Origin of the sequence: Methylobacterium sp. Leaf111 (genome assembly GCF_001423285.1) — a bacterium.
Taxonomy (GTDB): Bacteria; Pseudomonadota; Alphaproteobacteria; order Rhizobiales; family Beijerinckiaceae; genus Methylobacterium.
On record NZ_LMNE01000012.1, the window covers coordinates 39,630 to 65,969 of the forward strand.

Below are 26,340 nucleotides of genomic sequence, written 5' to 3' on the forward strand. Positions count from 1 at the left end.
GTGAGCCCCGGTTTCACACGCATTCTATGGTGAAACTGGGGCGATTGCGGCCGAGCGACGGGGCGGCTGCGGACGGGTCAGCGACGTCCGGCTGCCGAAGAACGCATCGATCGCCTTGGCCATGCCGCCGGTCACCTCGGCGCGCCAACCCTCCGACTGCAGCAGGTCGAGGTCGTGCTTGCTGGACAGGTAGCCGAGTTCCACCAGCACCGAGGGGACATCGGGCGAGCGCAGAACCTGGAAGCCGGCCTCGCGGTGCGGCTTGGCGCTCATCTCCATGACCGGCCCGAGATGAATCATCAGCCTCTTGGCGAACCCCGACGAGAAGGTGCGGGTCTCGCGCAGGGTCAGTTCCTGGAGGATGTCGGCGACATGGCCGGGACCCTCGTTCGATTCGGTGCCGGCGGCCGCGTCGGCGCGGTTCTCGCGCTCGGCGAGCTTGGCCGATTCGGCGTCGGTGGCCTTCTCGGAGCCGGTGTAGATGGTGGCGCCGCGCACCTGCGGGGCCGACGAGATCGAATCCGCATGGATCGAGACGAAGAGGTCGGCTTTCGCCTCGCGGGCGAGGCGGACGCGCTCGGAGAGGGGCACGAAGACGTCGCGGTCCCGCGTCATCCGCACCCGGTACCGGCCGCCGGCTTCGAGCTGGGACACCAGGGCCTGGGCGAAGCCGAACACGATGTCCTTCTCGAAGGCGCCGGTGGCCGCGATGGCGCCGGGATCGGTCCCGCCGTGGCCGGCATCGACCATGATCAGAGGGCGGGCGTCCGTCGATTCCGGGATGGTCGCGACCTTGCGCTGGGCCGGTGCCGGATCGCTCGCCACCGAAGCGCGTCGGAAGCCCTCGCGATCGCTGCGCTGGAACTCGATGCTGAGCAGCACGGCGCCGTCGCGCGAGCGCGTCACGGTCTCGATCCGCCCCACCGTCGCCGGTTGGGCGAGGTCGACGACGATGCGCGACCGTCCCGGCGCGAAGAGCCCGTAGCGGAAGGAGGCCACCACCCCGTCGCGCTTCCGGCCCGTCTCCGGCCCGAGCTGGAAGTTCACTTCCGCCAGATCGATCACCGCCCGATCCGGACGCTCCATCACGAAGGCCTTCGCCTCGATGGCCTTCGAAAGGGTCAGGGTCAGCTTCGTGGTACCGTTGCTCGTGGCGAGGTCCGCCGCGATGGCGACGGCCGCCGGCGAGGCGGTCCCATGCGCCTTGTCGGTGTCCTGTGCCCGTGCACCGGTCCCGGCGAACGGGCTCGCTCCGGCGCAGGCCAGGGCGAGGAGGACGGAGCGGAGAAGGCGGGCGCGTCTCGGCATCGTTCCGGCAATCATCCCCGTGAGGACGGGCACGCCCCGGAGGAGCGGGCTCGCGAGCGGGCTATGGCGTAAGCCAGCCACTACGGGATACCGACGGGATGGTTAACCGTTCCTCAAGGGGCGCGTTCCACTTCGGCGCCCCTTGTGTCCCGGAGGCGACAGCCCCCGCCACGACGCGGGCCGCGGCGATCCCCCTACCGAGGTTCGGCACGGCGATGTCAGGTCAGAGCGGCAGATCAAAGATTAAGGACCTTGCCAAAACGTCGCGACGCTCTGTAATGATACGGTCCCCTTCCCGGTGCCGTGCGGTTTGCTCCGCGGCCCGCGGGCGCGGTTCGGCATTGCGTCGAATCGCCTTCGCAGTCGGTTCCCCGCGTCAGACATGGCGGCACAGCAAGGCCGGGTGGGAGTCGGTTCATTCGGTGGCCTTTTCGGCCGCCGCACCGTTCTGCACATGCCGGCCTGTCCTCGGATGGGCCCATACAGTCTTCGCGAGGTCAGGGAGAGAATGAGCGGACACACAGCATCGGTTGCCGTTGCTCGTGTTCAACGCCTGCGCGTTTCGCGTGGCGCCGCCTTCTCGTCGCCCCTGGCCAGGATCAACCCCACGCGCGCCGAGATCCGGCGCCCAGCGGCGGTTGGCGGCAATCCCTTCCCCACAGCTTCCGCGACCCCCTTCCCCGGGTCGTCACGGGCACCGATCCGCCGGGCCGTCGCGCCCGGACCGGTCGGCGCCTCATCGGGACCGCGCGGTTCGAGGAGAACGACGTCGACCGCCATGTCGAAAGTTCGTCATGGCCAACAACAACAAGATGCTCATCGACGCGATGCACCCGGAGGAGACCCGGGTCGTCACGGTTCACGGGTCTAGGGTCGAGGAATTCGACTTCGAGGCCGCCAACAGGCGCCAGCTTCGCGGCAATATCTACCTCGCCAAGGTGACGCGCGTGGAGCCCTCGCTCCAGGCCGCCTTCATCGAGTACGGCGGCAACCGCCACGGCTTCCTCGCTTTCAGCGAGATCCACCCGGACTACTACCAGATCCCCCTCGCGGACCGGCAGGCCCTGCTCGAGGACGAGGCCCGCGAAGCCGAGGAGCACCGGGAGCGCGAGGAGCGCAAGCCCCGCCGCCGCTCGCGCGGTCGTCGCGACGGCACCTCCGCCAAGAAGGCCCGTACGTCCGAGACGGTGACGTCGGAGGACGTCGGCGCACCGATTGCCGGCGAGGCCAACGGCAACCCGATCTCCTTCGACGAGACCTCCTTCGACGAGACCTCCGTCGACGAGACTTCGGCCAGCGATCCGGCGATCGGCGTCGCCGACGCGCTGCTCGAGGGCGGCCTCGGCGACGCGCCGCCGCCGATCCTGCCCGGCAGCGATGAATCCGCCGACCTGCCGCAAGCGGCCCTTGCCAGCGGCGAGAGCTCCGAGGGCGACGAGCCGGCGGCGTCGGACGTCCCGTTCTCCGACGACGCAGGGTCTGCTGGTGCCACCGCCGAGGCGCCGGTCGAGCCGGCGGCCGAGTTGGCGCTCGAAGCCGCACCCATGGGCGAGGCCGACTCAGACATCGCGGCGCCCGCCGCCGGGACCACGTCCGAGGAGGAGCCCGACGAGGACGATGCGGACGAGAGCGACGAGGATTCGGAGGACGACGATTCGGACGACGAGTCCGAGGATGACGACGACGATTCCGATGAGGACGACGACGAGGACGACGAGGAAAGCGAGGGCGAGGACGGCGAGCGCCGGCAGAAGATCGCTCAGGTCGGCGGCGATGCCCTGGCCGAGATCCCCGAGCGCCCGCGCACCTATCGTCGCCACTACAAGATCCAGGAGGTCATCAAGCGCCGCCAGATCATCCTGGTGCAGGTCGTCAAGGAAGAGCGCGGCACCAAGGGCGCGGCGCTGACCACCTACCTGTCCCTAGCCGGGCGCTACTCGGTGCTCATGCCGAATACCGGACGTGGCGGTGGCATCTCCCGCAAGATCACCTCGGCCGCCGACCGCAAGCGCCTCAAGGAAGTCGCCCAGGACCTGGAGGTGCCGGAAGGGATGGGCGTCATCCTGCGCACGGCCGGCGCCTCGCGCACCAAGCCTGAGATCAAGCGCGACTTCGAGTACCTGATGCGCCTGTGGGAGAGCGTCCGCGAGCTGACGCTGTCGTCCTCCGCTCCGGCGCTGGTCTACGAGGAAGGCTCACTCATCAAGCGCGCCATTCGCGACCTCTATAACAAGGACATCGACGACATCCTGGTGGCGGGCGACGAGGCCTATCGGGAGGCGCGCGACTTCATGCGCATGCTGATGCCCGGTCAGTCGAAGGTCGTGCAGCCCTACCGGGACGCGACGCCGATCTTCGCGCGCTACGGGGTCGAGCAGCAGCTCGACGCGATGTTCTCCACCCACGTCACCCTGAAGTCGGGCGGCTACCTCGTCATCAACCCGACGGAAGCCCTCGTCTCCATCGACGTGAACTCGGGTCGCTCCACCCGCGAGCACGACATCGAGGACACCGCCCTGCGCACCAACCTGGAGGCGGCCGAGGAGGTCGCCCGCCAGCTGCGCCTGCGCGATCTTGCCGGCCTCGTCGTGATCGACTTCATCGACATGGAGGAGAAGCGCAACAACCGCGCCGTGGAGAAGAAGCTCAACGAGTGCTTGAAGAACGATCGCGCCCGCATCCAGGTCGGCCGGATTTCGCCCTTCGGCCTCCTGGAGATGAGCCGCCAGCGCATCCGCACCGGGATGCTGGAGAGCTCGTCCCTGCCCTGCACCCATTGCGGCGGCTCGGGCTACGTCCGGGCGACCTCGTCGGTGGCGCTGCAGATCCTGCGGGCAATCGAGGAATCGCTCCTCAAGAGCACGACGCACAACCTCGTCCTGCGCACCCGCACCGAGGTGGCGCTCTACATCCTGAACCAGAAGCGGGCGCACCTGCGCGAGCTGGAGGTCCGTTTCGGCGTCTCCCTCACCATCGCGGCCGATGAGCGCCTCGCCGCCACCTCCGCCTTCCAGCTCGAACGTGGCGAGCCGGCGGTCCGTGCCGAGGGGCCGGTGACCGGTGTGCGTGCCGTGGCGATCAGCTCCGCCCTCGAGCCCGAGGAGGATTTCGATCCGGAGATCGAGGAGGAGGTCTCCGACGCCGAGACCGAGGAGACCGAGGCCGGCGCCCCGGCCGAAGAGACCCGTGAGAAGGCCGCCGACGGTGGCGAGGGCCGCGGTGGACGTCGCCGCCGTCGCCGTCGGCGGGGCGGTCGCACCGAAGCGGGCGAGCAGATCGGTGGCGAGTCGGCCTCCGAGGGCGACGAGGATGGCGAGGGCGAGGAGTCCGAGGACATCGCCGCGCAGGCCGAGGCCGACGAGACGGTCGCGTCGGCCGAGACGCCTGCGTCCGGCGAGGATGATGGCAGCGGCCGCCGTCGCCGCCGGGGTCGCCGCGGCGGCCGCGGGCGCGACCGTGACGGTCGCGGGCGCGATGGCGAAACCGTCGGCCAGGAAGCCGGGCGCGACGAGTCCGAAACTCAGGACTCCGCTCACCGGACCGGTGACGAGCAGGCCTTCGGCGATCGGCCGGTCGCTTCGGTGGAGGGCGATGAAGGTGCAACCGACGCGCCGTCCGCTTTCCTGGGCGGCGAGGAGCCGGTGAGCGCCGCGGCGGTGTCCGAGGCGGTGGCACCCGTGGCCTCCGAGACGGCCGCGCCGGTCGCCCTGGAAGCGCCAGTGGCGGTCGAGCCGGAGGCCGAAGCGGCCCAGACGACGGAGCCGGTGCTTGCGTCCAAGCCGGCGCCCGAGCCGGTGGCGGTGGTGCTCACGCCCCCGTCCGATCCGGATCGTCCGAAGCGGGCCGGCTGGTGGTCCCGGACCAAGGCGGCCCTGACCGGCGAGTGATCGTCCGTCATTAGCCAGAACGAGCGGGGTGGGCGTCGAGCCCGCCCCGTTTTGCGTTTCAGCGAAGCCAAGCCTTGAGGCGCCGCACCGCATCGACGCAATCGGCGTGCGAGCCCGCGAACGAGAAGCGGACGTGGTGGCCGCCATCCTGGCCGTCGAAATCGAGTCCCGGAGTCGCGGCGACCCCTGCCTCGTCGAGCATTCGCTGGCAGAATGCCACCGAATCGTCGGTGAGGTTCGAGACGTCGGCGTAGAGGTAGAAGGCCCCGTCGGCCGGGTGCGTCCGTCCCAGGCCAAGGCCCGGGAAGGCGTCGAGGAGAAGGGCGCGGTTGACGGCGTAGACCGCGCGCACCGCCTCGACCTCGCCCACGGCGTCGAAGGCCGCCAGCGCCGCGACCTGCGAGAGATAGGGCGCCGAGATGTAGAGGTTCTGCGCCAGCCGCTCGACGGGCCGGGCGAGCCAGTCCGGCACCACCATCCAGCCGATGCGCCAGCCCGTCATGCACCAGGTCTTCGAGAACGAGTTGATGACGATCGCTTCGTCGTCGTAGCGCAGGGCCGTCTCGGTCGGCACGCCGTAGGCGAGCCCGTGATAGATCTCGTCGGAGATGAAGCGCAGCCCCAGCGCCCGGGCCGTGGCACAGAGGTCGGCGAGGCGCGCCGGCTCGATCACGGTGCCGGAGGGGTTGGCCGGGCTCATCACGAGGATGCCGGACAGGGTCTCTCGTTCGTGTAGCGCCTTGAGGGCGGCGCCGGTGGGGGCGAAACGGTCCGCTTCCTGCAGCACCAGGGGGGCCGGGACGAGGTCGAGGGCGTTGAGGAGGCTGCGATAGGCCGGGTAGCCCGGTTGCGGAACCGCGATGCGGGCGCCGGCATCGAACAGGCCGAGGAAGGCGAGCACGAAACCGGCCGAAGAGCCGGTCGTCACGACGATCCGGCTCGGTGGGACCGCGACCCCGTAGGTTTCGGCGTAGTGGCGTGCGATGCGCTCGCGCAGGGCCGGGAGGCCGAGCGCCTGGGTGTAGGGCAGTGCGCCGGTCGCGAGAGCCGCCTGTGCAGCCGCGATCACCGCGCGCGGGGCCGGTGCCGAGGGCTGCCCAACCTCCATGTGCACGACGGCCTCCCCGCGCGCCTCGCGGGCGGCGGCGGCCGACATCACGTCCATGGCGAGGAACGGGGCGACGCGGGCCGCGCGTTCGGAGGGCAGGTTCGAAGAGAGGATCAGGGGCTGGCTCATCGGCTCCGTCATAGCGGCTGCGCCGCGCGAGGGCCAAACCTGGCATTCGGTGATTGACCGCCCGCCGCGAAAACGCCTAACCCGGCCGCTAACCGCATGTCGCATCGACGACACGACCCCCGATGGCCGGCCTACGTCTGACCGGTCCCGCCCCGCGAGGACGTATGCCCCTCTTCCGCTCCCTGCTCTCCGCCACGATCCTGGCCGGCACCCTCGGCGCCGCGGTGGCTCAGACCACCCCGAGCCAGCCCGCCCCGGCCGCCGCCTTCACGGATGCGCAGCGCCAGGCGATCGAGGGGATCATCAAGGATTACCTCGTCAAGAATCCCGAGGTGTTGCAGGAGGCGATCGCCGAGGGCGAGCGCCGGCAGCAGGAGACCCAGAAGCTGGCCCAGTCGGCGGCCCTGAAGGAATCCCGCGAGGCTCTGGTCAACTCGCCCCACGGCGTCGTGGCGGGCAATCCCACGGGTGACGTCACGCTGGTCGAGTTTTTCGACTACAATTGCGGGTATTGCCGCAAGGCGCTCTCGGACATCCAGGCCCTGATCAAGGGGGACCCGAAGCTGCGCGTCGTCCTGAAGGACTTCCCCGTGCTCGGCGCCGAATCCCTGGAGGCCAGCAAGATCGCGCTCGCGGCCAAGCAGCAGCTCAAGGGCGACAAGATCTTCGAATTCCATACCAAGCTCCTGGAATCGAAGGGCCGGGTGAACGGCGAGCGCGCCGTGGCCGTGGCGAAGGAGATGGGCCTCGACGTCACCCGCCTGATGAAGGACGCGCAGGGCCCCGAGGTGAAGGCCGCCCTGTCCGAGAATGTCGGCCTCGGCGACAAGCTCGGCCTGTCGGGCACGCCCGCCTTCGTCATCGGCGACGAGATCATTCCCGGCGCGGTCGGCCTCGAGCCGATCCGCAAGACCATCAGCGATGTGCGCCAGTGCGGCCACGCCAGCTGCTGAGCCCTCGACGTCCAGACCCGAGTCGTCACTGCCGGGCATGTTCCGCCCGGCCATGGCATCCGCCAGCGACCCTAGCCGCACCCTCCGCCTGACCTGAAGACGACCGAGCCGATGCCCAAGGAGCCGATGTCCAAGAACGACCCCTTCGATCCGGAGCTCGTCCGCGAGCTCGCCAAGCTCATCAACGAGACCGATCTCAGCGAGATCGAGGTCGAGAAGGGGGATCTGCGCATCCGCGTCGCCCGCCGCATCGAGGCGGTTCAGGTGCAGGTCGCGGCTCCCGCGCCGGCCCCGGTGCCCGCGATGGCCGCCGTCGCCGCGCCGCTTCCGGTCCCCGGTCCCGGGGGCGGCCTCGACCGCAAGGCCGGTGCCGGCCATCCCGGCTCGGTCCCCTCCCCCATGGTGGGTACCGCCTATCGCCGGCCCTCGCCCGAGGCGAAGCTGTTCGTCGATGTCGGCTCGAAGGTCGAGGCGGGCGACAAGCTCCTGCTCATCGAGGCGATGAAGACCTTCAACGAGATCGTTGCGCCCCGCGCCGGCACCGTCACCGCCGTCTTCGTCGAGGACGGCCAGCCCGTCGAGTTCGGCGAACCCCTCCTCGTCATCGAGTGAGCAGGGCCGCACCCATGTTCGATAAGATCCTGATTGCCAACCGGGGCGAGATCGCCCTGCGCATCCTGCGTGCGGCCAAGGAACTCGGGATCGCCACCGTGGCGGTCCACTCCACCGCCGACGCGGATGCGATGCATGTGCGCCTCGCCGACGAGAGCGTCTGCATCGGGCCGCCAGCGGCCCGCGACAGCTATCTAAACATTCCCTCGATCATCGCGGCTTGCGAGATCACCGGGGCCGACGCCGTCCACCCGGGCTACGGCTTCCTCTCCGAGAATGCGCGCTTCGCCGAGGTGCTGGCCCACCACAACATTGGCTTCATCGGCCCCAAGGCGGAGCACATCCGCATCATGGGCGACAAGATCGAGGCCAAGCGGACCGCCAAGCGCCTGGGAATCCCTTGCGTGCCCGGCTCCGAGGGCAGCGTGGAGGATCCCGAGGAAGCCAAGCGGATCGCCGCCGAGATCGGCTATCCGGTCCTGGTCAAGGCGGCTTCCGGCGGCGGTGGCCGCGGTATGAAGGTCGCGAGGTCCGAGGCCGACTTGGAGCAGGCTCTCGGCATGGCCCGCACCGAGGCCAAGGCGGCCTTCGGCGACGATGCCGTCTACCTGGAGAAGTACCTGGAGAAGCCGCGACACATCGAGGTTCAGGTGCTTGGCGACGGGCGCGGCAACGCGGTTCACCTCGCCGAGCGTGACTGCTCCCTGCAGCGCCGGCACCAGAAGGTCTGGGAGGAAGGCGGCTCGCCGGCTCTCAACGCCGACATGCGCGCCGAGATCGGCGGCATCTGCGCCCGCGCGATGCAGGACCTGCAATATCTCGGCGCCGGGACGGTGGAGTTCCTCTACGAGGATGGAAAGTTCTACTTCATCGAGATGAACACCCGCATTCAGGTCGAGCATCCCGTCACCGAGATGATCACCGGCATCGACTTGGTGAACGAGCAGATCCGCGTCGCCGCCGGTCTGCCTCTCTCGATGACGCAGGACGAGATCAAGGTCGAGGGGCACGCCATCGAGTGCCGCATCAATGCCGAGCATCCGGCGACCTTCCGTCCCTCGCCGGGGCTCATCACCTATTTCCATCCGCCCGGCGGGCTCGGCGTGCGCGTGGATTCGGCCGTGTTCCAGGGCTATCGCATTCCGCCGAACTACGACTCGCTGATCGGCAAGCTGATCGTGCACGGACGCACGCGCAACGAGTGCCTCATGCGCCTGCGCCGCGCCCTCGACGAGTTCGTGGTCGACGGTGTCGACACCACCCTGCCGCTGTTCCGGACCCTGGTGCGCAATGCGGATGTCCAGAACGGAGAGTACGACATCCATTGGCTCGAGGGGTTCCTGGCCGATGGCGGCCTCGACGAACCGTCGGCGCCGTAAGCCGGGGGGAACAGCGCCGGCGCAGATTCGTTCTCCAGCATCTGCCTAGGCTCGATCGCGGGACTTGCCGCCGGGCCGCCCTTCAAGGAATACCCACCGCGTGCGCCTGACCATCCCGCTTCTCGCCGGCCTCCTTCTCGCCGGTCCCGCCCTCGCCCAATCGCCCTCCGGCAATGTCGGCCAGCCCGAGCGGGCGTTACCGCAGGCTGGTGGAACCACCCGCGGACCGATCGACAACCCCTCGACCCGCGACATGGCGCCGGTCCCGGGCGCAGCGACGGCCCCGGCCGGCGAACGCGGCATGAGCGCCGGCGCGGGCGCGGTCGATTCGGCCAAGGGCGGCAATGCCAACGACACCAACCGCGGCGTGCCGAACACAGGTACGACGTCCGGCGGCCCCGCTCGCTGATCAGACAACCCGTTGCGGCGGGTCTGCCCTGATTGTTCGATCCCGAGCCGGCCCCGAAACGGGCCGGCTTTTTCGTGCCGGTCCAGTTCCCTGGCGAGTCATCGACCATCCATGTGCGTTCACGCACAACCAAATTGCGCGTGAACGAGATTCAAGCTGATCCGGATCATCTCTTTTAGGCTGAGCTCCGTTCGCGGATGGGCCCAATCTGAGCCGTTGCGACGACGTTCGCTCGTTCCTTGGGAATGATCTCAACACTTTCCAGGCCCGTCGCCTGCGACCGATTGCCAGCGAAGGAAGTGCCGGAACGCTTTGATCCGTCACGACTTCCTCCACCAGATCAGTCAGGCGGAGCCGGAGCGGGCCTTTCGAGCCCCGAAGCGACCTGCTCCGCCGGAGACCGAATTCTTAACGACCGACTTCCCGAAAGATTCCGATGCGCACCTTCAGCCTGACCTTCGTCGCCGCCTCCCTGATCGCCTCTGCCGCCCTGGCGCAGTCTCCGTCCGGCAATGTCGGCCAGCCCGAGCGGGCCGTTCCGCAGGCCGGCAACACCACCCGTGTCCCGATCGACAATCCGTCGGCCTACGGCGCCTACCGCAACGCCGATGGCCGCGTCGACATGGACGTGACCGGTTCGGTGGTCGAGGCGCCCTACACCACCAACCGCGAGGCGATCTTCGAGGATTCCGCGAAGGGCGGGAACGCCGAGCAGCCGAATCGGATCGTGCCGAATCTCGGCACCACCTCGGGCGGCCCGAACTTCTGAGCATCCCCGCCGTCTGGCATGCGAGGGCGGAACCGGGAGGTTCCGCCCTTTTTCGTGAATCGGGCACCCCGTGCGGCGAGCCTCCCTCTGGCCTTCCACGTGGCACCGCTTCAAACTCCGCTCATGTATGATGGCGACCGCGTCGAGATCACGCCCGAGATCCTGTTGAAGGCGTATGCGGCCGGCATCTTTCCCATGGCGGAGGATGCCGTCGATCCGGCCATCTACTGGGTTGAACCACGGGCGCGCGGCGTCCTGCCCCTCGACGCCTTCCATGTCGCCAAGCGTCTCGCGCGAACCGTGCGGTCGGACGTGTTCGAGGTCCGAACCGATCAGGATTTCGATGCGGTCATCGCCGGCTGCGCCGCGCCGCGAGGTGACGCCCAGCGAACCTGGATCAATGGCCGGATCCGCGAGCTCTACGGTGCCCTTTTCGAGGCCGGGCATGCCCACACGGTGGAGGTGTTCCTCAACGGCCAGCGGGTCGGCGGCCTCTACGGCGTCTCCCTCGGAGCCGCCTTCTTCGGGGAGAGCATGTTCCACACCGTCCGCGACGCCTCGAAGGTCGCCCTGGTGCATCTCGTGGCCCGTCTGCGCGCGGGCGGCTACCGCCTCGCCGACACGCAGTTCGTGACGGACCACTTGATGCAGTTCGGCGCGGAGGAACTCCCGCGCCACATCTACAAGCGGCGCTTGGCCGAGGCGATCGACCAGCGGGCAGACTGGACCGTCTGGCCCGGGGACGGATCGGTGCGCGGGCAACAGGTTTTGGACGCGTTAGCCCTCGGCTGACGCGCGTCGGTGCATCCTACCGGAACAGGGCGTCGAACAGCGACTGCGGCTGCTGCGGCGGCGGCGCCGGGGCCGGCCCCTCGTTCGACGGGAAGAACTTGCGCGAGGGCTTCTGCCTGGGCTGGACCGGCACCCCGCGCGGCGCTTCCACATCCACCTGGCCGTTCGGATTCACCTGCTGGGCGGTCCGGGTAGCGTCCTGGCCGCTCTTCGGACGCCGGGTCTTCTCCGGCTTCGAGGCCATGGCGGGCACATCTTCCTGCTCGCGCGCCTCGGCGATCACGTCGGAGCCGCCCTTACAATCGACGAGCCAGACATCGTAGATCGGATGCTCGATGGCGTGCAGGCCGGGGCTCGAAGCGAACATCCAGCCGGTGAAGATGCGGCGATACTTGTTGTCGAGGGTAACCTCGTCGACCTCAAGGAAGCCCGTGGTCTTCGGGCTCTCGGTCGGCGGGCGGCTGTAGCAGACCCGCGGCGTCAGCTGCAGGGCGCCGAACTGCACGGTCTCGTCCACCGCCACTTCGAAGGAAACGATGCGCCCGGTGATCTTGTCGAGGCCCGAGAACACCGCGGTGGGGTTCTTGATCTTGTCGGCGGCGGCCGGGAGGCCGGAGAGGCCGATCGCGACCGACGCGAGGAGGAGGCGCTTGACCACGGAGCGAGACGATCCTGCTGTGCTGCGGCTCACGGACGACCCTCCTCGCTGGCGCCCCGGGCGGGCGCGACGATGCGAGGTCTTCTTAAGCGCGCGAAGATTGGTGGAAAAAGGGCCGGCCCCTGACCAGGGGCCTGCCCTCAGCTGCCCGGGCTCCAGGGCACGTAGTCGCCGGTGGCGGCCGGGCGCTGGCCGACATTCAACTGCGAGCCGCGCGGGCGGTAGGCGCCGCTGGTGCCGGTCAGGTTCTCCACGTAGGGCTTCTGCCAGGCCCGCGGCGTGTAATCCTGTTCGCTCGGGGGTACGTCGCCGTTGTGACAGAGCCAGGCGCGCCAGCCCGGGGGCACCTTCGAGGCGTCGGCATATCCGTTATAGACCACCCAGCGCCGCTCGGTGCCGACGGAACGGTCGATCAGCGGCCCCTGCGCCCGGTAGTAGACGTTGCCGAGATCGTCCGCGCCGACGCGCTGCCCGCTGCGCGCCGTGTAGAGCGCGAGCGACATCGTCTGCCCGTTCCACCAGGTGAAGATCCGCAGGAGCGTGTCCTTGAGAGCCATCGCGTTCGCCTGAATGGGGCACCTGCGCCCCGCCATCGTGTTCCGGAACGGACTATGGTGAGGCGCATGCGTGAAGTCCAGCCGCGCGGCGGCGCCCGCGAGGCGAAGGGCCTGAGACCGATGCGGCGGAAATCTCACACCCGGCGCCGTTAACCCTGCGGGCACCACCGGCGAGGGTGGCACCACCTGTGGGTGGAAAATTTTTCGCTCCCGAATCCATCAAGCGAAAAGGGCACTTACGGAACGGGTCGCGATATCCACAGGATTAAGATGTGACCCACTACATGTAGCCCGGAACAGGCAGCCGGCACACTAGTTATTGACGCGAGGCCCCGGGCTGGCATACCTTCGGATCGTCGCCGAGGCTGTCGAGTCACCGGCGGACCACCGAATTTTCGAGACCCATTCCGGCGCTTCGCGGCGTTCGCGGACGCTTGGCTTCATCATTCTTCGACACGGCGCCGCACTTCTTCAGGCGGCTCGGGAGACAGGTTCCATGCGGTTCGAACGGCGCCATACCACGGCCGGACAATCCCCTTACGCGACGATTCCTTTTCGCAAGACCCTGAGCGAGATCCGCAACCCGGACGGTTCCACGGTCTTCCGCCTCGACGGGATCGAGGTGCCGGAGAGCTGGTCCCAGGTGGCCAGCGACGTCCTCGCGCAGAAGTACTTCCGCAAGGCCGGCGTACCGGCGGCCCTGAAGAAGGTCGAGGAGAACGACGTGCCGTCGTTCCTGTGGCGTTCGGAGCCGGATCTCGTCGCGCTGGCCGAGCTGCCCGAGGCCGAGCGCTACGTTTCCGAGATCTCGTCGACGCAGGTCTTCGACCGTCTCGCCGGCTGCTGGACCTACTGGGGCTGGAAGGGCGGTTACTTCACGTCCGAGGCGGACGCCTCGGCCTTCCTCGACGAGCTGCGCTTCATGCTCGCCCGCCAGATGGTGGCGCCGAACTCGCCGCAATGGTTCAATACCGGCCTCCATTGGGCCTACGGGATCGATGGCCCGGCGCAGGGGCACTACTACGTCGATTACCGCACCGGTGAACTGACGAAGTCCGCCTCGTCCTACGAGCACCCGCAGCCGCATGCCTGCTTCATCCAGGGCGTGCAGGACGACCTCGTCAACGAGGGCGGCATCATGGACCTCTGGGTCCGCGAGGCGCGCCTGTTCAAGTACGGCTCGGGCACCGGCTCGAACTTCTCGCTGCTGCGCGGCGAGAACGAGAAGCTCGGCGGCGGCGGCAAGTCCTCCGGCCTGATGTCCTTCCTCAAGATCGGCGACCGGGCCGCGGGCGCGATCAAGTCGGGTGGCACCACCCGGCGCGCGGCCAAGATGGTCATCGTCGACATCGACCATCCGGATATCGAGCAGTACATCGACTGGAAGGTGAAGGAGGAGCAGAAGGTCGCTGCCCTCGTCACAGGCTCCAAGATCGTCTCCAAGCACCTGAGCGCGGTGATGAAAGCCTGCACCCAGTGCGAGGCCGAGGGCGATGCCTGCTTCGACCCCGAGCGCAATCCCGTCCTGAAGAAGGCCGTCAAGGCCGCCCGCAAGGACGCGGTACCGGATTCCTACACGAAGCGCGTGATCCAGTTCGCCCGCCAGGGCTTCACCAAGATCGACTTCCCCGTCTACGACACCGACTGGGATTCGGAAGCCTACCTCACCGTCGCCGGCCAGAACTCCAACAACTCGGTCTCCCTCACCGACGACTTCCTGCGCGCGGTCGAGTCCGATGCCGACTGGAACCTCACCGCCCGCACCACCGGCAAGACCACGAAGACCGTGAAGGCCCGCGACCTTTGGGAAAAGATCGGTGAGGCCGCCTGGGCCTCGGCCGATCCGGGCCTGCACTTCAACACGACGATGAACGACTGGCACACCTGCCCGGCGGGCGGCCGGATCCGGGCGTCGAATCCGTGCTCCGAATACATGTTCCTCGACGACACCGCCTGCAACTTGGCCTCGGCCAACCTGCTGACGATGTACGACCGCGCCGCGAACCACTTCGACGTCGCGACCTTCGAGCATCTCAACCGCCTCTGGACGGTCGTGCTCGAGATCTCGGTGATGATGGCGCAGTTCCCCTCGAAGGAGATCGCAGAGCTCTCGTACCGCTACCGCACCCTCGGTCTGGGCTACGCCAATATCGGCGGCCTGCTGATGAGCATGGGCCTGCCCTACGACTCCGAGAAGGGTCGTGCGCTGGCCGGCGCCCTCACGGCGATCATGACCGGCGTGGCCTACGCCACCTCCGCCGAGATGGCCGGCGAACTCGGGGCCTTCCCGGCCTACGAGGAGAACGCGGATGCCATGCTCAAGGTGATCCGCAACCACCGTCGCGCCGCCCACGGCGAGGCGGAGGGCTACGAGTTCCTTTCGATCGCCCCGGTGCCCCTCGATCTGGCCAACGTGCCCCAGGCCGACATCGCCGAGCGGGCGAAGCACGCCTGGGACCGCGCCCTGGCGCTGGGCGAGGAGCACGGCTACCGCAACGCCCAGGCGACCGTCATCGCGCCCACCGGCACGATCGGCCTCGTGATGGATTGCGACACCACCGGCATCGAGCCGGACTTCGCCCTGGTGAAGTTCAAGAAGCTCGCTGGCGGCGGCTACTTCAAGATCATCAACCGCGCGGTGCCGGATGCCCTGCGCACCCTCGGCTACCGGGAATCCGAGATCGCCGAGATCGAGGCCTACGCGGTCGGCCACGGCTCGATGGGCCAGGCGCCGGCGATCAACCCCGGGTCGCTCCGCGCAAAGGGCTTCACCGACGACAAGCTCGCGGCGGTGGAGGCGGGCCTGAAGTCGGCCTTCGACATCAAGTTCGTGTTCAACCGCTGGACCCTGGGCGACGACTTCCTGAAGGACGTGCTCAAGGTTCCGGCCGAGAAGCTTGCCGATCCGACCTTCGAGATCCTGCCCTTCCTGGGCTATTCGAAAAAGGACATCGAAGCGGCCAACACCCACATCTGCGGTGCGATGACCCTGGAGGGTGCCCCCTTCCTCAAGCCGGAACACTACGCGGTGTTCGATTGCGCCAACCCGTGCGGCCGCATCGGCAAGCGCTACCTCTCGGTGGAGAGCCACATCCGCATGATGGCGGCGGCGCAGCCCTTCATCTCGGGCGCCATCTCCAAGACCATCAACATGCCCAACGACGCGACGGTCGAGGATTGCAAGAACGCCTACAAGCTGTCCTGGACCCTGGCCCTCAAGGCCAACGCGCTCTACCGCGACGGCTCGAAGCTCTCGCAGCCCCTGAACTCGGCCCTGATCGCCGACGAGGACGACGACGCCGAGGACTTGGTCGAGGCGCTGATCGCGGCCCCGGCCGCCGCCAAGGCCGCGCAGGTCGCGGAGAAGATCGTCGAGCGGGTGATCGAGCGCGTCGAGCGCATCCGCTCCCGCGAGAAGATGCCCCATCGTCGAAAGGGCTACACCCAGAAGGCGGTCGTTGGCGGGCACAAGGTCTACCTGCGGACCGGCGAGTACGATGACGGTCGCCTCGGCGAGATCTTCATCGACATGCACAAGGAAGGCGCCACCTTCCGCAGCCTGATGAACAACTTCGCCATCGCGATCTCGCTTGGGCTCCAGTACGGCGTGCCGCTGGAGGAATACGTCGAGGCCTTCACTTTCACCCGCTTCGAACCCGCGGGCTTCGTGCAAGGCAACGACGCGATCAAGAACGCGACTTCGCTCCTCGACTACGTCTTCCGCGAACTCGCCGTGTCCTACCTCGGCCGCGCGGATCTGGCCCACGTCAACCCGTCCGAGATCGGAGGCACGGTGATCGGCGGCGGCGAGACCGACACCACCCGCGAGCCCGGCCGGACGGAAGCCACCGCCTCCAGCGTCGTCTCCCGCGGCCTCCTGCGTGGCTCGGCCGACCGGCTCACCCTGATTCAGGGCGGACCCGCCGGCGGCACCGTCGGTGTCGGCGCGGCGACCTCCGGCCAGACCACCCCCGCCGGCGGCGTGGTCCATGCGCTGCGCGGTGCCACGGCTTTGAAGGCCGAGCCGGTCCAGGCCGGCCAGGCCGAGGCCCTGGTCAACGCCTTGCCCTTCGCCAAGCCCGACCCGATCAAGCCCGAGCGCACGGTCTCCGATCGCCGCGCCGAGGCGAAGATGAAGGGCTACGTCGGCGAAGCCTGCCCGGAATGCGCGAACTTCACGCTCGTCCGGAACGGCACCTGCCTGAAGTGCGACACCTGCGGCTCGACGACCGGCTGCTCGTAAGTCTCGGGAACCTTCGGAACGGCCGCGCGGTCCCCATCGCGCGGCCGTTTCGCGTGACGGGAACGGAACCCATCCATGTCTGCCTCGCCGCCCAACGCCGTGGTGATCGGCGCCTCCGGCGGGATCGGCCGGGCCCTCGTCGCCGGCCTCGTGGGCCGGGGGACCTACGGATCGGTCTTCGCCCTCTCGCGGTCGGGGACCGTCGAGGCTGGGCCCGCGGCGGTGGGACCGATCGACCTGACCGATGAGGCGTCCGTCCGTATCGCGGCGGAGCGCGTCGCGCGCCACGGTCCGGTGGGCCTCGTCCTCGTGGCCACGGGCCTCCTGCACGGCCCGGGCGTCGCGCCCGAGAAGGCGATCCGGACCCTGGATCCGGCGGCCATGGCCGCGGTCTTCGCGGTGAACGCGATCGGTCCGGCCCTGGCGGCCAAGCACTTCCTGCCCCTGATGCCGCGCGCCGGGCGCAGCGTCTTCGCCGCGCTGTCGGCGCGGGTCGGCTCGATCTCCGACAATCGTCTCGGTGGCTGGTACGCCTACCGCGCGTCGAAGGCGGCCCTGAATCAGATCCTGCGCACCCTTGCGATCGAGGCACGACGCACCCACCCCGATGCGATCGTGGCGGGCCTGCATCCCGGCACCGTGACCACGGCCCTGTCCGAACCCTTCCGACCGGACCCCAACACCCCCGGTCTGTTCACCCCCGAGACGAGCGCGGCGCACCTGCTGCGGGTGATCGAGGGGCTCGGGCCGGAGGATACGGGCGGGGTCTTTGCCTGGGATGGACGCCGCGTTACCGCCTGATCCGGTTCCGGGCGTCGCATGGGGACCGGAAGGACCGATGTCGCTCCCCGGCAACGGCGCGAACCATACGGATGAGGCAGGAACGTCCGATGGCGGACGAACGATGTCGCCCCGGCGAGGATGGTGCTAGACCGAAGCAGGTCCTGTCGGCGGGGCGATCCGCCGTCGGCGCGCGGCCGGGAGCCACATCGTGCCGGACTGCGCTGGCCCTCCAGGCCTCTCGACCTTGGCGGATGCCGGGACGACCCCCTCGCAAAGGCGATTCGCGGTTGCGGTCGCCGCCGCCTTCGGGCTTCTGACGCTCGCCCTCCTGCCCATCGTGGCGGAGCCGATGGGCGCGATGCCGGGATTCGTCCCGAGCTACCAAGCCGCGCTGATCACGGTCTACGCGGTCACAACCTGCCTTTTCTTCGCGCAATACCGGCGCACCCGGTCGGTGCCGCTGCTGGTTCTCGCCGCCGGCAGCCTGTTCACGACACTCATCGTCGCGGTTCAACTCCTCAGCTTCCCGGGCCTGTTCGGACCGGGACGGATCATCGGCTCGGGGCCGGGCACCACGACCTGGCTCTGGACCCTATGGCATGTGGGGCCGCCGCTCTTCGCCCTGCCCTACGCGATCATGGAGGGCGACCGGCGCCCGCGCCTCGTGCCGCGCGCCCGGGTCGGGGCCGTCGGCGGCCTCACCGCCCTGGCCGTCGCAGCCGTCGCCGGTGGGCTGAGCTGGATCGTCGTCGCCTACGTCGACTATCTGCCCCGCAGCGTCGAGGGCGACAATTACTGGCTGCTGACCACGTCGGGAGTCGGTCCGGCCGTGGTGCTCCTCACGGTGGCGGCCCTTGCGACCCTGTGCTGGCGCACGCGCCTGGGCACCGTGCTGCAGCTTTGGCTCGCGGTTTCGCTGCTGCTCCTCGTCTTCGACAACCTCATCACCCTGCCGGGCGCCGCCCGGGGTACGGTGGGCTGGTTCGCAGGGCGGCTGGAGGCCCTGGCGGCCGGCATCGTCGTCCTGGCCGTCTACCTGCGCGAGGTCGACGTCCTCTACGGCGCCGCGGAGGCGGCCGCCGTCCAGAGCGAGCGCCAGCGGGCCGAGCTCGAGATTGCCCGCGACAACGTCGCGATCGCCCTCGAGGCCGCGGATATGGGCAACTGGACCCTCGACCTCCGGACCGGGGCCTCCGTTCGCACGCTGCGGCACGACCGCATCTTCGGCTACGACAGCCTGCTTCCGCGCTGGGGCCTCGCCGACTTCCTGGGGCATGTGGTCGTTGACGACCGGGCGCTGGCGGAAGCCGCCATGGCGCGGGCGCAGGTGGAGAACACCCTCTGTTTCCAGTGTCGAATCACTCGGGCCGGGGACGGTGCCGAGCGCTGGATCGACGTGCGCGGCCGGCTCTATCGGGACCCGGATGGAACCCCCGCCAGCATGGCCGGCGTGGTCATCGACACCACCGATCGGCACGAGGCCGAGCAGCGCCTCAGCCAGGCGCAGAAGATGGAGGCGATCGGCCAGCTCACGGGTGGCGTCGCCCACGACTTCAACAACCTCCTCACGGTCATCGTCGGAAACCTCGACATGATCGTGCGCCGGCCCGACAACGCCCAGCGGGTCGAGCGGCTGGCGACCTCGGCGATGACGGCGGCCCGGCGCGGAGCCGAGGTCACCGAGAAGCTCCTGTCGTTCTCGCGCCGGCAGGTCCTGCGACCCGAGACCGTCAATCCCAACCACCTCATCAAGGACTTCCAGGGCCTGCTGCAGCGCGCGGTCGGCGAGACCGTCGACATCGTCCTCGACCTCGACGCGGCCCTCGATCCCGTCCGCCTCGATCCCGGGCAGTTCGAGAGCGCCATCCTGAACCTCGCGGTGAATGCCCGCGACGCCATGCCGAGTGGCGGCACCCTGACGATCCGGACCGAGAACCTGTCCCTCACCCCGGAGCGCCGGGCGGCCTGGCCCGATCTGTCCCTCGGCGATTACGTCCGCGTCACGGTCAGCGATACCGGCCTCGGCATGGATGCGGCCACGGCCGCCCGCGCCTTCGAGCCGTTCTTCACCACCAAGGATGTCGGGAAAGGCACCGGGCTCGGTCTGAGCCAGGTCTACGGCTTCGCGCGCCAGGGCGGCGGGCAGGTCCGGGTCGCGAGCGCGCCGGGCCAGGGCACCAGCATCACCATCGACCTGCCGCGCTCGGCCGAGCCGGTCGTGCAGGCCGCCCGGACGGACGGGCTTCTGCCGCTGCGTCGGGCCGCGGAGGGCGAGGTCGTCCTGGTGGTCGAGGACGAGGCCGCCGTGCTGGAGATGGCGGTGGAGAGCCTGTCGGAACTCGGCTACCGGACCCTCACCGCCACCCATGCGGCCGAGGCGCTGGAACGCCTCAAGGGACCGGAGCGCATCGACATCCTGTTCTCCGACGTGGTCATGCCCGGCGGGATGAACGGCGTCGAGCTTGCGACCCACGCCCGGGCCCTGCGTCCCGGTCTGCGGGTGCTGCTCGCCTCGGGCTATACCGGCTCGGCCCTCGGCGAGCAGGGCGTTCCCGTCGACCTGCCGCTCCTCAGCAAGCCCTACCGGCGCGAGGATCTCGCCGACAAGCTGCGTCTGGTGATGGTCGGACGCTGACGTCGGTACCGGTGCGTCAGGGCTTCGGCAGCATCCGGTCGCTGATGATCCGGCGCTGGATCTCGCTCGTTCCCTCGAAGATCGTCGTCAGACGCGCGTCGCGCCAGTAGCGCTCCACCCGGCGTTCGGTGGTGTAGCCGTTCCCGCCATGGAGCTGCATCGCCTGGTTGGTGACCCGCACCGCCATTTCCGTGGCGACGAGCTTGACCATGGCCGACTCGCTCTCGGCCGGTTCGCCGGCGTCGAGCAGGTGCGCCACCTGGTTCCAGAAGGCGCGGGCCTGGGCGACGTCGGCCGCCATGTCGGCCAGGGCGAAGCGCAGGGCCTGGAAGTCGCCGATCGGGTGCCCGAACTGCTCGCGCTCCTGCAGATAGGCCTGGCAATCCTCCAGGGCCGCCTGGGCCACGCCGACCGCGCGGGCCGCCGTGTGCACCCGTGCGATGTTGAGCCCCCGCTGGACCGAAGCGAAGCCCCCGGAATCCGCGTCTGCGCCCTGGTCGCCGTAGAGCCCGGTGAGGCGATCGGTCTCCGGCACCCGCACGCCGTCGAGGTCCAGTTCGAAGGTGAGGAAGCCGTGATAGCCGATCTTGTCGATGACCCGGCCGGTCATGCCGGGCGGAAAGGTACCGGGCTCCTTCACGACGAGGAAGGGTTCGAGCCCCGCCGAGCGTGGCTCGCCGGGCTCGGGATCGCGGGTCCGGGCCAAGACCTCGACGAAGTCCGCGGCCTTGGCGAAGCCCGCCCAGCGCTTGGTTCCGGTCAACACCCAGGTGTCGCCCTCGCGTACCGCCCGGGTCTGCACGCCGGCGAGGTCCGAGCCGGCGGTGGGCTCCGAGAGGGCGATGCCGCCGATCCATTGTCCCTTCGCCGACTTCTCCAGAAGGGCCTTTCGCCGCTCTGGATCGAGGGTCTGGGTGCCGAGACCCTGGCCCCGCGCCAGGATGCTGCCCACCGAGAGCCAGGCCCGGGCGAGTTCCTCGGAGACGAGGCAGTACTCGAACACGCCGTGGCCGAGGCCGCCCTGCTCGGCCGGGATCGTGATGCCGAACCAGCCCTTGGCGGCCATTTGATCGATGAGGCTTCGCGGCATCTCCGCCTTCTGCGGATCGAGCGCGTCGGCGAGCGGCATCACGACGTCCCGGGCGAAATCGCGTGCCTCGGCCTGCAGCCTGGCCCGCGCCTCGGTCCGCCAGGGGCTCAGGAGCTCTGGCGGCGTCGGTTCCATGCGCTCGCGCTTCGCCATGTCGTCCCCCCCCCTTGTCGTCGATCCCGCCGCGTTGGACGGAGTCGATCCTCTGCGGAAGCTAGAGCGGCCCGCAGGGATGTCGACCGGAGATTGCGGGGCTGGCGGGCGCGACGGGGTACGGGAGTTCTCGCGGTCTGTTGTGGCTGCGGCGCGCCGGGTCGCGTTGCGCCGCCTGCGCGATCCGCGTAACCAAACGCGAGAGGACGCGCATGACGGGGACGGTCGGGGGGAGCGGAGGCTTTGACGGTGGATTCGCGGGGGTTGGACATGGGCTTGCCGCCCGCCGAAGCTCTGACCGTCTGCGACCGTGAGCCGATCCACCGCCTCGGGACGCTCCAGCCGCACGGCTTCCTCCTCGCCCTCCGGGCGACGGACGGCCGGATCGTCCAGGCGAGTGCCAACGTCCCCGGGGGTGTCGAGGCCTGCCTCGGCCAACCCTGCGATGCGGTCTTTCCGGAACTCGCCGGCCTCCTGCTGGAGGGAGCGGCGGAATCCGAGCGCGACGGCGCCCAGTACCTGCGCACCGTGACCCTGGCCACCCCCGAGGGGACCCTCGCCTACGACCTCGCGATCCATCGCTCGGCCGGGCTCATCCTTCTGGAATTCGAAGCGGTCGCGAGCGTCTTCGCATCCGACCACAGCCTCGACGCGCTCTACCCGCGCCTGAGCCGCTTCGTGGAGGGTCTGCACGACGCCGCCTCCGTCGCCGCACTGTGTCACCTCGTGGCCGTCGACATCCGCCACATTACCGGCTTCGACCGTACCCTCGTCTATCGGTTCGACCGGGACTGGCACGGCACCGTCATCGCCGAGGATGGCAACGGCGCCTTGCCCTCCTACCTCGACCTCCGCTTTCCCGCGTCCGACATCCCCGCCCAGGCCCGGGAGCTTTACCGGCGCAACCGCCTGCGGATCATCCCCGATGCCGGGTACCGGCCGGTCCCCATCCTGCGGGAGGCCGGCGAGGACGCGGAGCCCCTCGACCTCAGCCAGTCGATTCTGCGCAGCGTTTCGCCGGTGCATGTCGAGTACATGCGCAACATGGGCACGATGGCGTCGATGTCGGTGTCGATCCTGGTCGACGGCGTCCTCTGGGGCCTGATTTCCTGCCACAATGCCGAGCCCCGCCGCGTGCCGCTCCAGGCCCGCAACGCCTGCGACTTCCTCACCCGCATCTTCGCGCTTCAGCTCGCGGCCAAGGAGCGTGGCGCGGAGGCCGAACAGCGCCTGCGCCTGGGGGCGATCCAGTCGCAGCTCCTCGGCTTCATGGCGGAAGAGGAAAACTTCCTCGACGGCTTGCTGAAGCATTCCGACGACGTCCTGGCCCTCGCCGGAGCATCAGGCGCGGCCGTGATCACCTCGGACACCTGCCGGCTCCTCGGCGCGACGCCGCGGGAATCCGAAGTGCGGGCAATCTACCAGTGGCTCTCCAGCGGACCCGGCGGTGCCGACCTCGTCGCCACGGATGCGCTGAGTGAAGTCTATCCGCCGGCACGCGCCTTCGCCGAACGGGCGAGCGGCCTCTTGGCGATCTCGATCTCGCAGAAATATGCCAGCTACGTGCTCTGGTTCCGACCCGAGGTGGTGCGCACGGTGAAGTGGGGCGGCGACCCGACCAAGGCCGCCGTGCCCGATCCGGCCGGCGGCCTCGAACGATTGCACCCTCGGCAATCCTTCGCCATCTGGAAGGAGACACTGCAGAACCGCGCCCTCCCCTGGATGCGGGCTGAGATCGAATCGGTGAAGGACCTGAGGGCCTCCGTGCTCGGGATCGTTCTGCGGCGGGCCGAGGAGCTCGCCTCCCTGAGCGAGGAATTGCAGCGCTCCAACAAGGAACTGGAAGCCTTCTCCTACTCGGTCAGCCACGACCTCCGCGCGCCCTTCCGGCATATCGTCGGGTACTCGGAGCTGTTGCGATCGCGCGAAGGCAGCCTCTTATCCGAGAAGGGGCGGCACTACATCAACACGATCATCGAGGCGGCCTTCTCGGCGGGTACTCTGGTCGACAACCTGCTGCGCTTCTCGCAGATGGGCCGCAACGCCCTGAACCCGGTCGCCGGCGATCTCAACGCGCTGGTCGAGGAGGTCCGTCGCTCTGTGCTTCGTGACGTCTCCTCCCATCGGACGATCCACTGGACCATCGGACAGCTCGGACGGGTCAACGCCGATCCGGTGATGCTGCGCCTCGTCATCGAAAATCTGCTCTCGAACGCCGTCAAGTACACCCGTGGTCGGACGGATGCGACGATCCAGATCGGTCGTCTCGATGGTCGGAGCCCCGGCACCGGACAGGAGGACGACGGAGCGGAGCAGGCCGTCTTCTTCGTGCGCGACAACGGCGTCGGGTTCGACATGGCCTATGTCGACAAGCTGTTCGGGGTATTCCAGCGCCTGCACCGGGTGGAGGAATTCGAGGGAACCGGCATCGGACTTGCGAATGTGCGGCGCATCGTCGAGCGCCATGGCGGTCGCACCTGGGCCGAAGGAGCCGTGGGACACGGCGCGACCTTCTACTTCACGCTGCCGACACCGAGGGCGGTGCCCAATCCGAATGCCGCGAACCGAGCCCGATCGTCGCGGAACCCCAGGGAAGCGCGCTGATCCATGCCCGATCTGAAGCCGATCCTCCTCGTCGAGGACAATCCGAACGACATCGAACTCACCCTTGCCGCCCTGGAGAAGAGCCAACTCGCCAATGAGATCGTGATTTGTCGCGACGGTGCGGAGGCACTCGACTTCCTCTATCGCCGCGGCGACTTCGCGGGCCGGGATACGCGCGACCCGGCCGTCGTCCTCCTCGACCTCAAGCTGCCCAAGGTCGACGGCCTGGAGGTCCTCGCGCAGGTAAAGGGCGATGTCCGGACCCGCGCGATTCCGGTCGTAATGCTGACCTCCTCGCGGGAGGAGACCGACCTCGTGCGGTCCTACGACCTCGGCGTGAACGCTTTCGTGGTCAAGCCCGTTGGGTTCACGGAATTCTTCGAGGCGATCCAGGATCTCGGCGTGTTCTGGGCGGTCCTGAACGAGCCGCCCCCGCATCGGGGAGGAGGTTGGCCATCGAACACGTGACTCAGCCCGATCAGGCGACGCAGGATGATGTCGGTCCGGCACTCCTGAGAATCCTCCTTCTCGAAGACAGCGACCTCGATACGGAACTCCTCGGTGCGGTGCTCGACGATCTCGGGCGTCCGTATACGATCGACCGGGTGATGACCGCGCCGGACTTCACCGCTGCAGCTGCGTCCTGCGGGCATCACCTCATCCTCGCCGACTACGTTCTGCCGACCTTCGACGGCCTCAGCGCCCTGGCGATCGCTCGCACCCATTGTCCGGGTACGCCCTTCGTCTTCGTCTCGGGCACCCTCGGTGAGGATGTCGCGGTGGAAGCCCTGAAGCGGGGTGCCACCGATTACGTGACCAAGCAGCGCCTCGACCGCCTGCCCCGGACCATCCTGCGCGCCCTCGCCGAGGCGCGCGCCCATGCCGAGCGCGAGCGCGCAGTCCAGGATCTGCGGGACCTCAACGCGACCCTGGAGGCCCGTGTGAAAGCGCGCACGAGCGACCTCGCCGCCGCCAATGCCGAGCTGCACTGCCAGATTGCCGAGCGCGAGCGGGTCGAGGAGGCTCTCCGCCAGGCGCAGCGCCTGGAAGCCGTCGGCCAACTCACCAGCGGCGTCGCCCATGATTTCAACAATCTGCTGACGGTGATCTCCGGCAACATCGAGTTCCTGGAGCGTGCCATCCCCGACGAGCGGTCGCAGCGCCGCCTTCAGATGATGCGTGGTGCCGCCGACCGCGGAGCACGCCTGACGGCGCAACTCCTCGCCTTTTCCCGTCGTCAGCGCCTGGAGCCGACGCCGGTGGAGCTGAACCAGACCGTCGCGTCCATGCGCGATCTCCTGCAGAGCTCGATCGGCGGTGCGGTGCGTATCGAGATGACGCTGCAATCCGATCTCTGGTCAGCCCTTGTCGATGCGACGCAGATCGAGCTCGTGATCCTGAACCTCGCGATCAACGCGCGCGACGCCATGGCCGTGGGGGGTTGCCTCACCATCGAGACCGCGAACGTCACCCTGACGCGGACCCCTGCCCGTGCGGAAGAGCCGGTGCCCGGCGAGTACGTGATGCTCGCGGTGAGCGACACCGGTACCGGGATTGCGCCCGAGGTCCTGGCCCGTGTGTTCGAGCCGTTCTTCACCACGAAGGCGGTCGATAAGGGGTCTGGCCTCGGCCTCGCACAAGTCTATGGCTTCGTGAAGCAGTCCGGCGGCGGTGTTCGCATCGACACCCGCGTGGGCGAAGGCACCTCGGTGCGGATCTACCTTCCGCGGGCGGAGGCCACCTCCCCGGCCCGCGAGGCATTCCGGGCTGTTATCGACTGCGCCGAGCAGCGTCGGGCGGGCGATCGGCCGGTGGTCCTCGTGGTGGACGACGATAGTGCGGTGCGCGAGATCACCACCTCGATCCTGTCCGAGAACGGCTATCGCATCCGCGAGGCGGGCTCTGGCCTTGCCGCTCTCTCCGCTCTCGAATCCGACGCCTGTGTCGACCTGATCGTTCTGGACTTCGCCATGCCGGGCATGAACGGGGCCGAGGCCGCGTGCCAGATCCGCCTTCGCTGGCCGCATCTTCCCGTGATGTTCGTCACCGGATACGCCGAAACCGCGGCGCTGATGCAGGCGGGCGAGGTCGGAGCCGAGCGCATCGTCCAGAAGCCGTTCCAGCGCGGAGAACTGGCGCGCAAGGCCACCGCCATCCTCGCCGAGGCGTCCGTCGGCCCGGCCGGCTTGCGCCTCGTCGTCGGCCAGCGCCACACCGCCTGAGCTTGTTGCGGATCGGCCAAGCTCTCATTCGACGGCCGAGAGGGTTGAT

At 68.8% G+C, this 26,340-nt stretch carries 18 protein-coding genes; 13 read left to right on the forward strand and 5 right to left on the reverse strand.

All coding sequences use genetic code 11. The annotated features are described in order from the left end of the window. Positions 1 to 24: 24 nt before the first annotated feature. A complete protein-coding gene (locus ASF41_RS09355) occupies positions 25 to 1,308 on the reverse strand; it encodes an N-acetylmuramoyl-L-alanine amidase (RefSeq protein ID WP_056492658.1) in 1,284 nt (427 codons plus the stop codon). Between the two features lie 794 nt (positions 1,309 to 2,102). Here ASF41_RS09355 and ASF41_RS09365 point away from each other — a divergent pair. After that, positions 2,103 to 5,195, forward strand: a complete 3,093-nt coding sequence (locus ASF41_RS09365; protein WP_056492661.1) for a ribonuclease E/G — start codon at positions 2,103 to 2,105, stop codon at positions 5,193 to 5,195. Positions 5,196 to 5,253: 58 nt separating this feature from the next. Here the strand turns inward: ASF41_RS09365 and ASF41_RS09370 are convergent, their stop codons facing one another. Beyond that, on the reverse strand, positions 5,254 to 6,432 hold the full coding sequence (locus ASF41_RS09370; protein WP_056493022.1) for a pyridoxal phosphate-dependent aminotransferase: 1,179 nt from the start codon (positions 6,430 to 6,432) through the stop codon (positions 5,254 to 5,256). 164 nt (positions 6,433 to 6,596) lie between these two features. On the opposite strand from ASF41_RS09370, the gene ASF41_RS09375 reads away from it, so the two are divergent. The 6 genes from ASF41_RS09375 (at position 6,597) to aat (ending at position 11,346) form a co-directional block, all read left to right on the forward strand. After that, on the forward strand, positions 6,597 to 7,385 hold the full coding sequence (locus ASF41_RS09375) for a DsbA family protein (protein WP_056274531.1): 789 nt from the start codon (positions 6,597 to 6,599) through the stop codon (positions 7,383 to 7,385). Between the two features lie 126 nt (positions 7,386 to 7,511). Further along, the gene (gene accB, locus ASF41_RS09380) at positions 7,512 to 7,997 is read left to right on the forward strand and encodes an acetyl-CoA carboxylase biotin carboxyl carrier protein (protein ID WP_056214026.1); all 486 of its coding nucleotides are present in this window, start codon (positions 7,512 to 7,514) and stop codon (positions 7,995 to 7,997) included. Between the two features lie 14 nt (positions 7,998 to 8,011). Beyond that, positions 8,012 to 9,376 carry an acetyl-CoA carboxylase biotin carboxylase subunit gene (gene accC / locus ASF41_RS09385; protein ID WP_056492664.1) on the forward strand — a complete coding sequence of 455 codons (1,365 nt, stop codon included), beginning with the start codon at positions 8,012 to 8,014 and terminating at the stop codon, positions 9,374 to 9,376. Positions 9,377 to 9,476: 100 nt separating this feature from the next. Then, positions 9,477 to 9,785 carry a hypothetical protein gene (locus tag ASF41_RS09390; protein WP_056492667.1) on the forward strand — a complete coding sequence of 103 codons (309 nt, stop codon included), beginning with the start codon at positions 9,477 to 9,479 and terminating at the stop codon, positions 9,783 to 9,785. Positions 9,786 to 10,221: 436 nt separating this feature from the next. Further along, entirely contained in the window at positions 10,222 to 10,554 is a 333-nt protein-coding gene (locus tag ASF41_RS09395; protein ID WP_056492671.1) for a hypothetical protein, read from the forward strand. Positions 10,555 to 10,677: 123 nt separating this feature from the next. After that, a complete protein-coding gene (aat, locus tag ASF41_RS09400; protein WP_056492674.1) occupies positions 10,678 to 11,346 on the forward strand; it encodes a leucyl/phenylalanyl-tRNA--protein transferase in 669 nt (222 codons plus the stop codon). Between the two features lie 16 nt (positions 11,347 to 11,362). On the opposite strand, the gene ASF41_RS09405 is transcribed toward aat, so the two are convergent. Both ASF41_RS09405 and ASF41_RS09410 read right to left on the reverse strand, forming a co-directional pair. Beyond that, positions 11,363 to 12,004, reverse strand: coding sequence for a DUF2155 domain-containing protein (locus tag ASF41_RS09405; protein ID WP_244472658.1), 642 nt, complete (start codon positions 12,002 to 12,004; stop codon positions 11,363 to 11,365). Between the two features lie 140 nt (positions 12,005 to 12,144). Beyond that, complete coding sequence (locus ASF41_RS09410; protein ID WP_056492677.1) at positions 12,145 to 12,561, reverse strand: NADH:ubiquinone oxidoreductase subunit NDUFA12; 417 nt, start codon at positions 12,559 to 12,561, stop codon at positions 12,145 to 12,147. A gap of 496 nt (positions 12,562 to 13,057) precedes the next feature. Between ASF41_RS09410 and ASF41_RS09415 the strand changes: the two genes are divergently transcribed. The 3 genes from ASF41_RS09415 (at position 13,058) to ASF41_RS09425 (ending at position 20,222) form a co-directional block, all read left to right on the forward strand. Further along, positions 13,058 to 16,804 (forward strand): vitamin B12-dependent ribonucleotide reductase, encoded by a 3,747-nt coding sequence (locus ASF41_RS09415; protein WP_056492680.1) that lies wholly within the window; start codon positions 13,058 to 13,060, stop codon positions 16,802 to 16,804. A gap of 75 nt (positions 16,805 to 16,879) precedes the next feature. Beyond that, a complete protein-coding gene (locus tag ASF41_RS09420; protein ID WP_056492683.1) occupies positions 16,880 to 17,605 on the forward strand; it encodes an SDR family NAD(P)-dependent oxidoreductase in 726 nt (241 codons plus the stop codon). Positions 17,606 to 17,795: 190 nt separating this feature from the next. Then, the gene (locus tag ASF41_RS09425; protein WP_056492686.1) at positions 17,796 to 20,222 is read left to right on the forward strand and encodes an MASE4 domain-containing protein; all 2,427 of its coding nucleotides are present in this window, start codon (positions 17,796 to 17,798) and stop codon (positions 20,220 to 20,222) included. 16 nt (positions 20,223 to 20,238) lie between these two features. Here ASF41_RS09425 and ASF41_RS09430 read toward each other — a convergent pair whose 3' ends face one another. After that, positions 20,239 to 21,465, reverse strand: coding sequence for an acyl-CoA dehydrogenase family protein (locus ASF41_RS09430; protein ID WP_056492689.1), 1,227 nt, complete (start codon positions 21,463 to 21,465; stop codon positions 20,239 to 20,241). Positions 21,466 to 21,735: 270 nt separating this feature from the next. Between ASF41_RS09430 and ASF41_RS09435 the strand changes: the two genes are divergently transcribed. Genes ASF41_RS09435 through ASF41_RS09445 form a run of 3 tightly spaced genes read left to right on the forward strand, consistent with a single transcriptional unit; the run spans position 21,736 to position 26,291 of the window. Continuing rightward, positions 21,736 to 24,069 (forward strand): ATP-binding protein, encoded by a 2,334-nt coding sequence (locus tag ASF41_RS09435; RefSeq protein WP_082504225.1) that lies wholly within the window; start codon positions 21,736 to 21,738, stop codon positions 24,067 to 24,069. A 3-nt stretch (positions 24,070 to 24,072) separates the two neighbouring features. Then, positions 24,073 to 24,537 carry a response regulator gene (locus tag ASF41_RS09440; protein WP_056213964.1) on the forward strand — a complete coding sequence of 155 codons (465 nt, stop codon included), beginning with the start codon at positions 24,073 to 24,075 and terminating at the stop codon, positions 24,535 to 24,537. Beyond that, positions 24,519 to 26,291 (forward strand): response regulator, encoded by a 1,773-nt coding sequence (locus tag ASF41_RS09445; RefSeq protein WP_407067270.1) that lies wholly within the window; start codon positions 24,519 to 24,521, stop codon positions 26,289 to 26,291. Before ASF41_RS09440 ends, ASF41_RS09445 begins: the two co-directional genes overlap by 19 nt. Positions 26,292 to 26,340 lie beyond the last annotated feature (49 nt).